Raw genomic sequence first — 13,033 nt, 5'->3', positions numbered from 1 at the left:
TCAGAACTTGACACTGACGCCACCAAACACCTGCAGCGGTGCGCCGGCATAGGCGAAGAGCGAAGGCTGCTCCTTGGGATTGTAGCCGCCGGTGGCTAAATAAATATTGGATTCATACTTCCGATTCAACAGGTTATAGAAGCCAAGGGTAAACGAGGTTTCCTTTACCCCCGGGATCACATGGTTCAGCGCTACGGTCTTGTAACTCGCCGCCAGATTCACCAGATTGTAGGCGTTGATGGTCTGGTTAGTCGGGCCGCCGGAGACGCTGTCATAGAGGGTTTGCCCACCGGAATATTGGTCGGTAACGGTCGGCTCCAGGAGCCCTCCCGGCACCCGGATCTTGTAAGACAGGGAGACATTGAAGGAATAGTGCGGAATCCCCGCCAAACTTTTCCCATCAAAGGATAGGCCGCTGTTATTGCGGTCACTGGTGTAATAAGAATGCTGTACGTTGGCCGATCCATAGAGATAGAGTTGCCAGATGGGTTTCCATTTGACATAAACATTGACCCCCTGATACACCGCGTTTCCCAGGTTATACCCCGACGCATTGAATTGCGTTACCGATCCGGCGACACCGTTGAGCAAATTGGTCAGGTAGTCATGGTAGTAATTGATTCCGGCATTCAAGGCCCGGTCATGATACCGGACGCCCACCTCATAGTCCTCGGCCTTGGTAATGGGAATATCCGCCGGGTTGATCTTGATCTTCTGCAAATAAGCGCCATAGGCCAGATCGGTTTCATTCTGGTACGTTGTGCTGTAATTGGCATAGGCAGAAATATTTTTCGTCAGTAGATAGTTTACTCCAACAGAGGGCTCCAGGCGGGTAAAGTTGGTTTTCGCGCCCGGAGTTGCCGTGAGGTACAAGGCCTTGGTATCCGGATTGACCAGATCACTCATGGATGTGTAGAACCCCGCCAGGGCCAAGCCAGGGGTGATCCGCAGCCGCCCGGAGAACAATTTCACCGTATCCTGAGCAAACAGATTACTGAAGAGACTGTTTATTTCGACATTGTTGTAGATATAGGGGTTTTCTTGGGAAGTCCCCAGAAAGGGATTCCAAAGCTCCTCGTTGGTATTGTATTGCTGGTACGACAACCAGCCGCCCAGCGCGACGTCATTGTAATGGGAATGTAGGGTCACATCGAGCCGATCCCCGAAGGAGTTGTTGGTTGGCGCATAATGCTCAGCGGATTCGGGGTTATAATTTGTTGCCCCATAATTGAAGTAGGCTTGATGCAAGCGATAGGCATGGCGGTACCAGGGAGTATTTTTCAAGTGCCAGCCACCACCCAGATCGAAGAGCTGTTGCGAATACAGAATCCACGAATCCACGATATCGTCCTTGTACCAGAGATCGGCGGACGGAACATAGTAAAAACCGCTGGTCTGCTGGCTCAATAACTGGCCGGGCTTGCCATAACCATTGACCGTGTAACCGGGAATGGGAGTAACCGGAACCTCGAGACTGTGGGTGGCGTTGGATTTTTCATAGTAGAACCCCAAGGTGAACAGCCCATTGGTAAACGGATGCGCCGTCTTCAGATAAACCGCCCAGGAGTGCTGGGGCCAGGTGCTCGGCCCCTGGAAAAAGGAGTCGGCCGCCGTATAGCCGCCAGCCAGTACCGTCGACCAGCCATGAAACGCGCCCGTGTTCAGGGAAAAGCTCGCCGTCTTGCTACCGTAGCTCCCAAAGGAGAGGTTGGCTTTGGCATTGAACCGGGCCGTTGGTTGCAATGGCACGAAGTTGATGGTGCCCCCCATGCTATCGTACCAGCGGGTCTGCGGGTTGCCGGGGCCGTAAACCACATTTACTCCGTGAATCATGGTCAGCAGGGGAATCTGACTGGAATTCCACTGCCCGTCGTTGGTGATCTGGTTGTTCATGGGAATACCATCGAACAACACGCTGATCTGATTGCGATAGGTGTTGCCGCTCCACCAGCCGACGCCCATCCCATTGATGGTGACATTGTATCGCCCGGAGCCGTTCTGGGGATTTTCACTCATGATATGCACTCCGGGGGCAGTGGCCAGCAATTCCGCCGCCCCGGAGTTGGGACTGATCATTTTCTTGTTTTCCGGCGTCAGGGTAACGACCGATTGAGTCGACTTGAAGACCTGCTGATTGGTCAGGGTCTGATGGAGAGGCGCGGTCTTTTTATCGTATTTGTTTGTTGTTGCAGACGACGCCGAGCTGTTCACCTCGCCAACATTTACCGATGGCTGACTTGCATTATTTGTCTCGGCTTCGCAGGTTGAGGGCATGGCATATTGGGCCAGTGCGGAGGCGGCAATGGCTGAAATCAGGATTTTTTTATTCATGGAGCTTCTCGGCGATATCAAGGAATCATCCAAGAAAGGTATCACGGTAATGTGACAGTATTATGAATCTAATATTTCATTTTTATTCAATTTTTATTATAAATACCTTGCAATTAGGCGCAACCGTTTGTAATGTCCTGGTTTGCAGCCCAAACACCGCGTATCTCTCCTGATCAGCGCCATCCTCACGGGAGTGCCCCTGCTGGCCCACGCCGATGTGTCTCGTTCCATCGACCACGCTGTCACGGTCGCTAACAACGACTATGTCCATGTTCTGCCTTTCCCAGTGCGGGCTGGTAGGGAATCCCGGCTGGACCCAGTCATTGCAGCCGTAGCCCGGTCCCATCTCGTGGAACAAATTGGCCGGATAGAGCAGGGCGGTGGTAAATTGCTGGCCCGTTGTGCCTGGCCGACCGCTTTGCTGGAAAATGCCCAGGGCGCGGATACGTCCCTGGCCCTGACCATGCGGGACGATCAACAGCGGGATCTGCATTTTATCGCCCCCTGTGCCTATGTCATCACTCATGTCAGTCAGGTCCGGGAGGAAGTGTTTGGCCCGGTGTTGCAGGCGGTCACCTGGAAAGCCGGGCAAATAGACGCCTTGATAGATGCTCTCAACGCTCTGGGATTTGGGTTGACCCTGGGCGTGCAGACCCGGATTGATGGCCGGGCGGCGCACATTGCCGCGCGTTCCCGCTGCGGCAATGTCTATGTCAATCGCAATATGATTGGTGCGGTGGTGGGCGTACAGCCTTTTGGGGGGGAAGGATTAAGCGGCACCGGACCCAAGGCCGGCGGACCCCATTACTTGCTGCGCATGGTTGCGGAACAGGCGGTGAGCATCAATACCACGGCCGCAGGCGGAAACGCCCAGTTGCTGGCGCAAGGCCGCCTGTAAAGCTCAGACGGGGGCCTTGAGTACGGGAGTGTCGAAATTCTGCTCCCGTAACTGAATGTTTTTGAGAACGGCTGCCCGTTCGAAATCGCGGATGACTTCCAGCACGTCATGATCGATGAAGTGTACCTTCTTGCCATCCAGAATCACTTCCGCGTCCCTGGGTAGCCTTTCCAGGATATGGGAGAGGCGGGCCTTGTTGATGAAGGTGACTTCCCGGTTCAGGGAAATTTTGTAAGCGCTTCCCTCCCGGCCAATTTCTATGGCGCTGTGATAATTCGCCTTGAGCACGAAGAAGATCCCGGTGAGCAGACCAATCACCACACCAGTAATCAGACTGGTGAAAAGAATGGCGATGATGGTGATGAGAAAGGGTAAATACTGGGACTTATCCAGATGGAACATTTTCCTGAAAATGTTCGGATGGGTCAGTTTGAAGCCCACAAAAATCAGAATGGCGGCCAGGGCTGCCAGGGGGATGCGGTTCATCAAGCTGGCCAGAAACAGCACGGCCAGCAGCAGGAATATCCCATGCAAAAAGGCGCTGGCTTTGGTATGGGCGCCAGCGGCGACGTTGGCGGTGCTGCGCACAATGACCGCCGCAACCGGAAGTCCACCGATCAGTCCGCTGGCCATATTGGCAACCCCTTGTCCCAGCAGTTCGCGATCGAGGGGGGTCCGTCTTTTGAAAGGATCGAGCTTGTCAGAGGCTTCAATGGACAGCAGGCTTTCCAGACTGGCAATGAACGTGATGGCGATGGCGGTGATCCATACGGTTTTGGAGCCAATCATTCCCCAATCCGGCAATTGCAGCATGCCCTGTAAATCGGCCAGGGAACGTATTACCGGCAGATTGACCAGATTGCTTATGGCCAGTCCCGGCAGGAAATGGACGAAAAACATGTTCAAAAAAGTCCCCAATACCACCGCCATCAGTGGCCCGGAAAGCCAGGTTTGCTTGCGCAGAACCGCGACATTGTCCCAGAGGATCAGGATGGACAAGGCCAGGATACTGACCAGCAGCGCTCCCCACTCGACATGGGCCAATGCCGACAGTATGGCGCTGAAGGTGTTTTCCCCATGACCGTCCCAAAAATCCTGGTTGCCAAATTCGCCAATGTCAAAGCCCATGGCGTAAGGAAACTGCTTGAGAATGATGATGATGCCGATGGCCGATAAAATGCCCTGGATCACTGCGGAGGGGAAAAAATAGGCAATGACTCCCGCGCGGAACAGCGCCAGAATGATCTGGATACCTCCGGCGATGACGACGGCGAGCAATAATGCCGGAAAGCTGTGCAGGCTTTCCATGGCCACCAGCAGGGTGGCGACAATAGCCGGGGTAGGGCCACTGACGGCCAGAGACGAGCGACTGAAGAGGGGCACCAGTACCCCGCCCATGATGCCAGCGATCAAACCCGCTATCAGGGGTGTTCCCGAGGCCAATGCGACTCCGAGGCAGAGGGGCATGGCGACCAGAGCCACCACCACGGCAGCAGGCACATCCGCATGCAGGTTTTTGAGGGGCGAAAGATTCATAGGCTGTCTCTGGGAAAGGCGCTTGAAGGCTTGTCTGAAAATACTAGCTTACGGATCTGCTTATATTCAAGCAGCCGGTGTCGTGATGGCCGAAACTATGGCCACGGGGGTTGTAAAATTCCCCGCACCCGCCTGCATAGTCTGATGCCTGTGTTGCCGGGATCGTGCCGAACCTGTAATCTCGGCAGCGCAAATGGATGTTGCGTATGGCTGGGAGTAGAACGCTTGCGACGTGGGTATTTGGTGGCTTGGGCATTGTTGATGCTCACGGGCTGTGCTCCCCAGATGCCGCATTTGGCGGCACCCGGCAAGATCGAAGACCTGCGGCTCAGCCATGGGCTGGTGACGGGTCAATCCACCACGCCGGCAAAGTCCGATTGGTGGCGATCCTTGCTGAATCCCTCGGAACAAAAAATTCTGCGCCTCGCCCTGGCTAAAAATCCCGATCTGGCCGCAGCCGAGGCGCGTGTGCGTCTGGCGACGGCGGATTTGCGCCAGGCCGGCGCTCAGCTTTTACCCCAAATCCAGACAAGCGGTCAGGTGGGTATCAGTCAATGGACCAAAAACCAGTTTTATCTGCCACCTTACGCGGGTGAATCCTCCTGGAATAACGCCCTGAAGCTGGATTTTTCTTATAATCTGGATCTTGGGGGACAAGAACGGGCGCGTGCGGAGGAGGCCAAATATCGTCTGGGTTTGGCGGAGCAGCGCCGCCGAGCGGCTGTTTTACTGGTAGAGAATGCAGTCCTGCAGCAGATGCTGGCGGTTACCGCTGACGATACCCTCCTTGGGCAGTTGCGCGAGGAACGGACACTATTGTTGCAGATTCAGGAGATCGAGAAAGAGCGCTACCAACATGGTCTGGTCGACTCCCTGGTTGCCTTGATCGATGCGCAGCGTATCTCCAGCCTGCAGGAAGAAATCGCTGTGCAGCAGGCCAAAGCCCGTAAAAATCGCCAGGCTCTGGCTGTGCTGTGCGGCGTGGGCACACGTTTGCCCAAGGTCTTGACAGCTACACCCCTCCATATGCCCGTGTCAGGCTGGCAGATCCCCAGGCAGATTCCCGCGGAATGGATTGCTGGACGTCCGGATGTTCTGGCCCATCGCAGTGCCATCGAGGCCGCCGCGGAAGCCATCCATGTGGCGCGTGACGCCTATTATCCCAATGTGAATATTGTCGCTTTTGCGGGTGGTTTGGCGGCGGCCGGAGGATTGTTTACCTTTTTGCACCCGGGTTCCCTGCAGGCCGGAGTCGGGCCTGCCTTCAGTTTGCCGCTTTTTACCGGCGGCCGTCTCCGGGGAAAATTTGACGCCGCCCAGGCCGATTATCATCTGACCTTGGCGCAATATCAGCAGAGTCTCCTGCATGCCTTGCAACAGGTCACGGCGGCTTTGACCGATTTACAAGCTGCCGGTCAGGAGCGCGCCAGTCTGAATCGGCGCGACCAGCTCCTGCAGCGCCAGGAACGTCTGCAGCAGCAGCGCTATCAAGCTGGACTCAGTAATGCCCTGCCCGAGCTGGAGGTGAAACTCACGCTTATCGATAACCAGCTGCAACAAACGCGGCTAAATGCGCGTGCCCGACAATCCCTGATCAATTTGTACGCGGCCCTGGGAGGACGGGTGATCCCTGATACCTGGTCAATGCATCGGCAGACGCCATGAATCCGGTGGCGCTTGCAGCCCGCCAAAACTGGCAAGGCTTCTGGCAGCACAATGTGCCAGACTGGCTCTTCTGGGGGAAGACGGCCTTGGCCGCGCTTCTGGGGCTGTGGCTGGCCTATCGCTTTCAGCTGGACTCCCCCGGCACCGTGGTCATTACCGTATTCATTGTCATGCAGTCACGCAATGGCATGGTTTTGTCCAAGAGTTTTTATCGGGCCATTGGCACCATAGTCGGCAGTGTGGTGGCCCTGTTGCTGGTGGCGGCTTTCCCCGATGCGCGTTTTGGCTTTTTGGCGGGTCTCGCGCTCTGGGTGGGCTTCTGTACGGCTGGGGCCCGCTATTTTCGGAATTTTCAGGCCTATGCTTTTGTGCTGGCTGGTTATACGGCAGCCCTGGTGGGTGTGCCTGCCGCCCTGGATCCCAGTCACGCCTTTTATATCTGGGTGGCGCGTCTCAGTGACGTCATGCTCGGGATCGTGGTAGCCTCGGTCATCAGTGCGGTGGTTTTCCCGCAATCTCTGGAACACTTGTTGCGGCAGACCGCACAGAGACGACTCCAGCATTTTTTGCAGAATACCCTGCGGGTTCTCGATGGCGGCGTGCCTCGGGCGGACTGGATCGTCCTGCATCTGGAAGCCATCCAGGAGACGTTGCAGTTGGATAGTTATCGTTCCAGCAGCCTGTTTGAAAATGCGCAGAGTCGTCGCCAGGACGAACTAACCCGGCAAATGATCGCCGACATGATGGATGCCTCTGGGGCTTTGCATCTGCTGAATAGCCATATCAGGCGGATGCAGCGCCCTGGTCTTGCGCCGTTATATGACCGAATGAAGGAACTGACGGACCAGTTACGAGAGGATTTCGAACAGCTACAAAGCACACTGCAACAGACGAAGGCAATCCCCATCCATATGCCGGTACAGAAAGTACTGGAGCGCGTCGTTGGTCAACTGCAGGCGATGCGTCGCGAATTACGCGCTTCCCTGAGCCAGTCCCAGGCATTGGCTCTGGACAGCCTGATTCTCCTCCTTACCCGCTTTTTGGTCGAGATGCTGCGTTATCTCGCCAGTTACGATCGCTTTCAGAACCCGAATCTAGAGCCGGTGGGGTCGTCTTTACCGCTGACGACCGGGCGGATGCAGCCGGGTTCGAGTAAGGCGTACTTCGATCGCCAGCCGACGGAGATTGTGCAGCCTCTTAGCGCGGCCCTGCGCAGTATGCTGGTTTTGGCTGCCGTTGCGTTTTTTTGGCTGCAGGAGGACTGGCCATCCGGACCTTTGGCCTTGATCATGGCAACGATCTTCAGTGCCCTGTTTTCCACCTTTCCCAACCCGCTGTCTGCCGTTCGCCAGATGGGTTTCGGCGCTGTCGGCGCTTTTCTGGCGGCACTGGTTTTCAGCCTGGAATTGCTACCCAGAGTACAAGGTTTTACCTTGCTGGCACTGGTGTTGCTGCCGTTTTTTCTGATACCTCCATGGCTGTTGACGCGCACCCGCTGGACGCGCGTCGCTGCCGGTTTCGGGATATTTTTCCCGCAGCTGGCGATTCCTGCCAATGATCAGGCATTTTCCTATACGCAGATGCTCAATACCGGGGTTGCCGAACTTCTCGCCATCTTCCTGGTGGGGATCGCCTTTTTTTTGGTCTTTCCCGTCGGTAACGGCTGGGAGCGTCGCCGGCTACTGATGCGTTTACACAATTGGGTTGTCCGGGTTGCGAGCGATAAGGCGTTACCTGATCTGCGCAGCCAGTTCGAGTTTGAAAGCCGCGAATACCTGCGTCTTCTGGCTGCGGATCTGGCGCCGCAGCAAACCCGGGACGTTGAGGCGCTGCGCGAGGCCATGCGCCTCAACGAGTTGGCGGAGGCCATCCTGCAGCTACGCATCTTACTGAGTATGCAGACCGACTGGGAACACCCCTTGCAGCGCTATCAGGAACAGTATCTGGCACCCCTGCTGCGGATCATTCAGCAAAGTCCTGAGATCCCTGCGACGGCAGAATATTGGGCGCGGGTCCGGGCCATTCTGGATGCGGTGGCAAAATTGCCGGAAGAAAAGGTCGATCCGGCCCTGCACCCGATTTTACCTCCCAATGCCTTGTTTCAGGTCTATGTGCATGTCATTGCCAGTGTGTCGCGGAGACTTTCCGGGGCGGCGGTGGAGGAGGAGCCTCCTCATGCCCGTTGAAATCGCCATTTTTGGTGCCCTGGTGCCTACGCTTTTGCCCATACTGGCGCTCAGTGTAGTGCTCTATCTTCTTTTGGATAAATGGAGCAGTCGCTGGAATCTGGATCGTTGGGTATGGCATCCGGCGTTGTTTCGCCTGTCTCTTTTCGTGATCATTTTCACGGCTCTCGCCCTGGGAGTATATGGATGATCCGCCGCTTGCTGCGCGTGCTCTTGACCCTTCTGGTACTGGCCCTTGCGGTATATTTGGGCTGGCGTTTATGGCATGCCTATATGGATCGTCCGTGGACGCGGGATGCCGTGGTACAGGCGCAGATTGTCCAGATCAATGGCGATGTCAGTGGTCGGGTTACCCAGGTTTTCGTCAAGGATAACGAGTCCGTCCCGGCGGGAGCCTTGTTGTTTCGGATCAATCAGAAACGCTATCGGCTGGCACTTGCCAAGGCGCGGGCAGCCCTTGCCGAAGCCAGCACCCAGCTGGCCCTGCGTCGTGAGCAGGCAGCCCGGCGGGCGGACCTCCCCGCCGCCGCCGTTTCCGCCGAGGCCCGCACCGATGCCCTGCTGGCGGTAAAAGTGGCAGAAGCACAACTGCGGGCCGCCCAGGCCGCTGTGCGTCTGGCAGAATATAACTTGTCGAGGACGGAAGTTCGCGCACCGGTTGCCGGGACGATTACCCACCTGCGTTTGCGGGCGGGAGACTATGCCCAGCAAGGCAAGGCCTTGCTGGCCCTGGTGGAAGCCAACTCCTACTGGGTCGATGCGTATTTTGAGCAGACCCGTCTGCATGGTATTCACCTTGGCGAGCCTGCCCGTATCACCCTGTTGGGGACCCATCGGACGGTGCCCGGAATCGTGGAAAGCATCGCTCCGGCCATTGCCGACCGGGAAAGTCAGACGGGTGAGAGACTGCAGGCAAAGGTGCGGGCAAGCTTCAACTGGGTACGTTTACCCTCCCGAATCCCGGTGCGGATTCGTTTACTGGAAAAGCCGAAAAACTTTCCCCTGGTGGCGGGAATGATTTGCTCCGTGCGCATCGAACAAAACGCGCAACAATCTCGGCAGAAGCCACAAGCCGGGAAGCAGGTGCTTATGAGAAAGGCCCCGTAAAGGAGCCTTTGTGACGACGCAAGCCTGGAGGAATCAGGCGTATTTGGCACGCAGCCGTTTGGCCGCTTCCACCATGTTTTCCAGCGCCGGGGTGACTTCCGCCCACTTGCGGGTTTTGAGTCCGCAGTCGGGGTTGATCCACAGGCGTTCTGCGGGCACCACCTTGACGGCTTTTTCCATCAGCCCCACCATTTCTTCCACGCTGGGAACGCGTGGGGAGTGGATGTCGTAGACACCTGGTCCGATTTCGTTGGGGTAGTTGAAGGTTGCGAAGGCGTCCAGCAGCTCCATCTGCGAACGGGAAGTCTCGATGGTGATGACGTCCGCATCCATGGCCGCAATGGCGGGCAGAATGTCGTTGAATTCCGAGTAACACATGTGGGTGTGAATCTGGACGTCATCGGGGGCGATTTGTGCGGAAATCCGGAAAGCCCGTGAGGCCCAGTTCAGATAATGATCCCAGTCCTTGCGCTTGAGGGGCAGCCCTTCGCGGTAAGCGGGTTCGTCAATCTGGATGATGCCGATGCCTGCATCAATCAAGTCCTTGACCTCATCGCGGATGGCCAGAGCGATCTGCAGGGCCGTTCTCTCCCGAGGCTGGTCATCGCGCACAAAGGACCACTGAAGAATAGTCACCGGTCCGGTGAGCATGCCTTTCATGGGGCGTTGGGTCAGGGACTGGGCATATGTGCTCCAGGCCACGGTCATGGGGGTGGGACGGGAGACGTCGCCGAAAATCAGCGGCGGTTTGACATAGCGTGAACCATAGCTCTGCACCCAGCCATGACGGGTAAAGGCGAAGCCAGCGAGCTGCTCACCAAAATACTCGACCATGTCATTGCGTTCCGGTTCACCGTGGACGAGTACGTCGATGCCCAGACGTTCCTGTTCCTTCACCACCAGCGCGATTTCCGCTTCCATGGCTTTCCGATAATCGGCGTTGCTTAACTCACCCTTGCGATTCTGCAGACGGGCTTTACGGATCTCGGGGGTCTGCGGGAAACTGCCGATGCTGGTGGTGGGGAAAATGGGCAGTTTGAAACGGGCGCGCTGTGCGGCTTCGCGGGCAGGGAAAGGGCTCTTGCGTTGCCCGTTATCCTGACCCAAGCCTTCAAGGCGTTGCGCCACGGCCGGGTTGTGAATGCGCGGAGAGGTTTTGCGGGAATGCACGGCAGCGCGGGCGATAGCCAGTTCCTGGGCGACGGCATCCACGCCGGCATTGAGGGCGCGACCGAGAATGGCGACCTCGTCCAGCTTTTGCACCGAGAAGGCCAGCCAGGATTTCAACTCGGCATCCAGTTCGTTTTCCTGGTCCAGATCCACCGGGGTGTGCAAGAGGCTGCAGGAAGGGGCCACCCAGAGGCGCTCTCCCAACTGCTGGTGGGCGGGTTCCAGAACTTTCAGGGCGGCATCGAGGTCGGCACGCCAGACGTTGCGACCATCTACCACGCCGAGAGACAGCACTTTTTCGGCGGGATAGTTTTTCAGGAAGGTTTCCAGTTGCTGGGGAGCGCGGCGCAAGTCCAGATGCAGACCGGCAACGGGAAGGGCCTTGAGGGCGTCGGCCTGATCGGCCACAGAATCAAAATAGGTGGCCAGCAAAATCTTGGGGCTTTTGCCCTTGCCGAGGGTCTGATAAGCCGATGCCAGCGCCTTGCGCCACTCGGTGGGAAGATCCAGGGCCAGCATGGGTTCGTCCATCTGCACCCAGTCAACACCCATTCCGGCCAAACGTTCGAGGATTTCGGCATACACCGGCAGCACCTCGGGCAACAAGGTCAGACGATCAAAGCAGGCATTGCCCACCGGGGCACCGTGACCATGACAGGCGCTGTCATCATGATGATGTTGGGCTTCATGATGGGCTTCGGCGTTCAGGTCTTTTTCCTTGCCCAGCCACAAATAGGTGATGGGTCCGACGAGTACGGGCTTGGCCTTGATGTCCAGGGCCTGGGCTTCCTTGACCTGATCGAACAGGCGCTCGCTGCTCAGGCGAAAGGTCATGTTTTCGTGGAATTCCGGGACGATGAAATGATAGTTGGTATCAAACCATTTGGTCATTTCCATGGCGGGCTGGGTGCTGGAACCACGGGCCATGGCAAAAAAAGTATCCAGACCGACCTGGCTGCCGGAAAAACCATAACGCGGGGGGACGGCACCGAGGGTGCAACTCATGTCCAGCATGTGGTCGTAAAGGCTGAAATCACCGACCGGGATCAGATCCATCCCACAGGTCTGCTGGATTTTCCAGTGGCGGTCACGTAACTGGGCAGCGCGGGCTTGCAGTTCCTTTTCGTCAATTTCCTTGGACCAAAAGCTTTCCAGCGCCTTCTTGAGTTCGCGTTTATGACCAATACGCGGAAAACCGAGACTGTGAACGGACGTCATGGGCATTACTCCTCTGCGAAAATTGAGGCCATCATGCCCTGCCCGGAGCCTCGGCTCAAGAGGGAATTTTTAGCTGTTCAGATGAAAAGCATTCATCAATCCATACGAAAGCCGCGATGCAGCGCGACAATTCCCCCCGACAAATTGAACACTTCCACCCGTTCCAGTCCGGCATCTTCCATCATCATCTTGAAGGTATCCTGGTCGGGGAAGCGGCGGATGGATTCCACCAGATATTGATAACTTTCCCGATCCTTGGCCACGATTTCGCCAATGCGCGGCAGTAACCGAAAGGAGTAGAGGTCGTAGATGGACTGCAAACCCGGCCAGCGCGGATGAGAAAATTCCAGGATCAGGGCGCGGCCACCGGTCTTGAGAACGCGGTGAATTTCCTTCAGGGCACGATCGGGGTGGGTCATGTTGCGAATCCCGAAGGCGAGGGTCACCAGATCGAATTCACGATCGGGAAAGGGCAGCTCTTCGGCGTTGGCTTCCACGAACTCGACCCCGGCGACAATCCCCTTGTCGGCCAGACGCTTTTCGCCAACGGCCAGCATTTCCGGATTGATGTCCGATACGACGATGGATCCCTGGGGTTTGATGCGCGGATAAATGGCCGCCGCCAGATCACCGGTACCTCCAGCGAGATCCAGCACCCGTTGCCCAGGACGGGGGCGGGCGAGATCGACCGTGAAGCGCTTCCACAGGCGATGAACCCCGAGTGACATCAGATCATTCATCAGGTCATATTTCCCCGCGACGCTGCTGAATACCCCTTTGACCAGATGTTCTTTTTCGGTTTCCGGAACTTCCTGATAACCAAAGTGGGTGGTGGGCACGAGCGCCTGATGCTGTATGTCCTCTTCCTGTTGATCACTCATATTGCATGACTCCTGATATCGTAAATGGGTTATCCTGCCAT

Annotated in this window: 9 protein-coding genes; 5 read left to right on the top strand and 4 right to left on the bottom strand. The window is 56.7% G+C overall.

Annotated features, from left to right (window positions below):
• Entirely contained in the window at positions 1-2,331 is a 2,331-nt protein-coding gene (locus ACJU26_RS14240) for a TonB-dependent receptor (RefSeq protein ID WP_414040259.1), read from the bottom strand.
• Positions 2,332-2,473: 142 nt separating this feature from the next.
• On the opposite strand from ACJU26_RS14240, the gene ACJU26_RS14235 reads away from it, so the two are divergent.
• Positions 2,474-3,229, top strand: a complete 756-nt coding sequence (locus ACJU26_RS14235; protein WP_414040258.1) for an aldehyde dehydrogenase family protein — start codon at positions 2,474-2,476, stop codon at positions 3,227-3,229.
• A gap of 3 nt (positions 3,230-3,232) precedes the next feature.
• On the opposite strand, the gene ACJU26_RS14230 is transcribed toward ACJU26_RS14235, so the two are convergent.
• Complete coding sequence (locus tag ACJU26_RS14230) at positions 3,233-4,765, bottom strand: SulP family inorganic anion transporter (RefSeq protein WP_414040257.1); 1,533 nt, start codon at positions 4,763-4,765, stop codon at positions 3,233-3,235.
• Between the two features lie 225 nt (positions 4,766-4,990).
• Between ACJU26_RS14230 and ACJU26_RS14225 the strand changes: the two genes are divergently transcribed.
• Genes ACJU26_RS14225 through ACJU26_RS14210 form a run of 4 tightly spaced genes read left to right on the top strand, consistent with a single transcriptional unit; the run spans position 4,991 to position 9,723 of the window.
• On the top strand, positions 4,991-6,430 hold the full coding sequence (locus tag ACJU26_RS14225; protein ID WP_414040256.1) for an efflux transporter outer membrane subunit: 1,440 nt from the start codon (positions 4,991-4,993) through the stop codon (positions 6,428-6,430).
• On the top strand, positions 6,427-8,616 hold the full coding sequence (locus ACJU26_RS14220) for an FUSC family protein (RefSeq protein ID WP_414040255.1): 2,190 nt from the start codon (positions 6,427-6,429) through the stop codon (positions 8,614-8,616). Before ACJU26_RS14225 ends, ACJU26_RS14220 begins: the two co-directional genes overlap by 4 nt.
• Positions 8,606-8,806, top strand: a complete 201-nt coding sequence (locus ACJU26_RS14215) for a DUF1656 domain-containing protein (RefSeq protein WP_414040254.1) — start codon at positions 8,606-8,608, stop codon at positions 8,804-8,806. The genes ACJU26_RS14220 and ACJU26_RS14215 overlap by 11 nt, the downstream gene beginning before the upstream one ends.
• Positions 8,803-9,723 carry an efflux RND transporter periplasmic adaptor subunit gene (locus ACJU26_RS14210; RefSeq protein ID WP_414040253.1) on the top strand — a complete coding sequence of 307 codons (921 nt, stop codon included), beginning with the start codon at positions 8,803-8,805 and terminating at the stop codon, positions 9,721-9,723. Before ACJU26_RS14215 ends, ACJU26_RS14210 begins: the two co-directional genes overlap by 4 nt.
• Positions 9,724-9,756: 33 nt before the next feature.
• Here ACJU26_RS14210 and metE read toward each other — a convergent pair whose 3' ends face one another.
• Both metE and ubiE read right to left on the bottom strand, forming a co-directional pair.
• A complete protein-coding gene (gene metE, locus ACJU26_RS14205; RefSeq protein WP_414040252.1) occupies positions 9,757-12,111 on the bottom strand; it encodes a 5-methyltetrahydropteroyltriglutamate--homocysteine S-methyltransferase in 2,355 nt (784 codons plus the stop codon).
• 95 nt (positions 12,112-12,206) lie between these two features.
• Positions 12,207-12,992 carry a bifunctional demethylmenaquinone methyltransferase/2-methoxy-6-polyprenyl-1,4-benzoquinol methylase UbiE gene (gene ubiE / locus ACJU26_RS14200; RefSeq protein WP_414040251.1) on the bottom strand — a complete coding sequence of 262 codons (786 nt, stop codon included), beginning with the start codon at positions 12,990-12,992 and terminating at the stop codon, positions 12,207-12,209.
• Positions 12,993-13,033 lie beyond the last annotated feature (41 nt).

This window comes from Acidithiobacillus sp. M4-SHS-6, from assembly GCF_047421495.1.
Taxonomy (GTDB): Bacteria; Pseudomonadota; Gammaproteobacteria; order Acidithiobacillales; family Acidithiobacillaceae; genus Acidithiobacillus.
The sequence above is the reverse complement of the archived record's forward strand: the minus strand, read 5'-3'. Positions and strand labels throughout refer to the sequence as shown.

Excerpts from the sequence above, each read along its gene's own strand:
- ACJU26_RS14240 (WP_414040259.1), bottom strand. The coding sequence starts at position 2,331 with ATGAATAAAAAAATCCTGATTTCAGCCATTGCCGCCTCCGCACTGGCC.
- ACJU26_RS14230 (WP_414040257.1), bottom strand. The coding sequence starts at position 4,765 with ATGAATCTTTCGCCCCTCAAAAACCTGCATGCGGATGTGCCTGCTGCC.
- ACJU26_RS14220 (WP_414040255.1), top strand. The coding sequence starts at position 6,427 with ATGAATCCGGTGGCGCTTGCAGCCCGCCAAAACTGGCAAGGCTTCTGG.
- ACJU26_RS14215 (WP_414040254.1), top strand. The coding sequence starts at position 8,606 with ATGCCCGTTGAAATCGCCATTTTTGGTGCCCTGGTGCCTACGCTTTTG.
- ACJU26_RS14210 (WP_414040253.1), top strand. The coding sequence starts at position 8,803 with ATGATCCGCCGCTTGCTGCGCGTGCTCTTGACCCTTCTGGTACTGGCC.
- metE (WP_414040252.1), bottom strand. The coding sequence starts at position 12,111 with ATGACGTCCGTTCACAGTCTCGGTTTTCCGCGTATTGGTCATAAACGC.
- ubiE (WP_414040251.1), bottom strand. The coding sequence starts at position 12,992 with ATGAGTGATCAACAGGAAGAGGACATACAGCATCAGGCGCTCGTGCCC.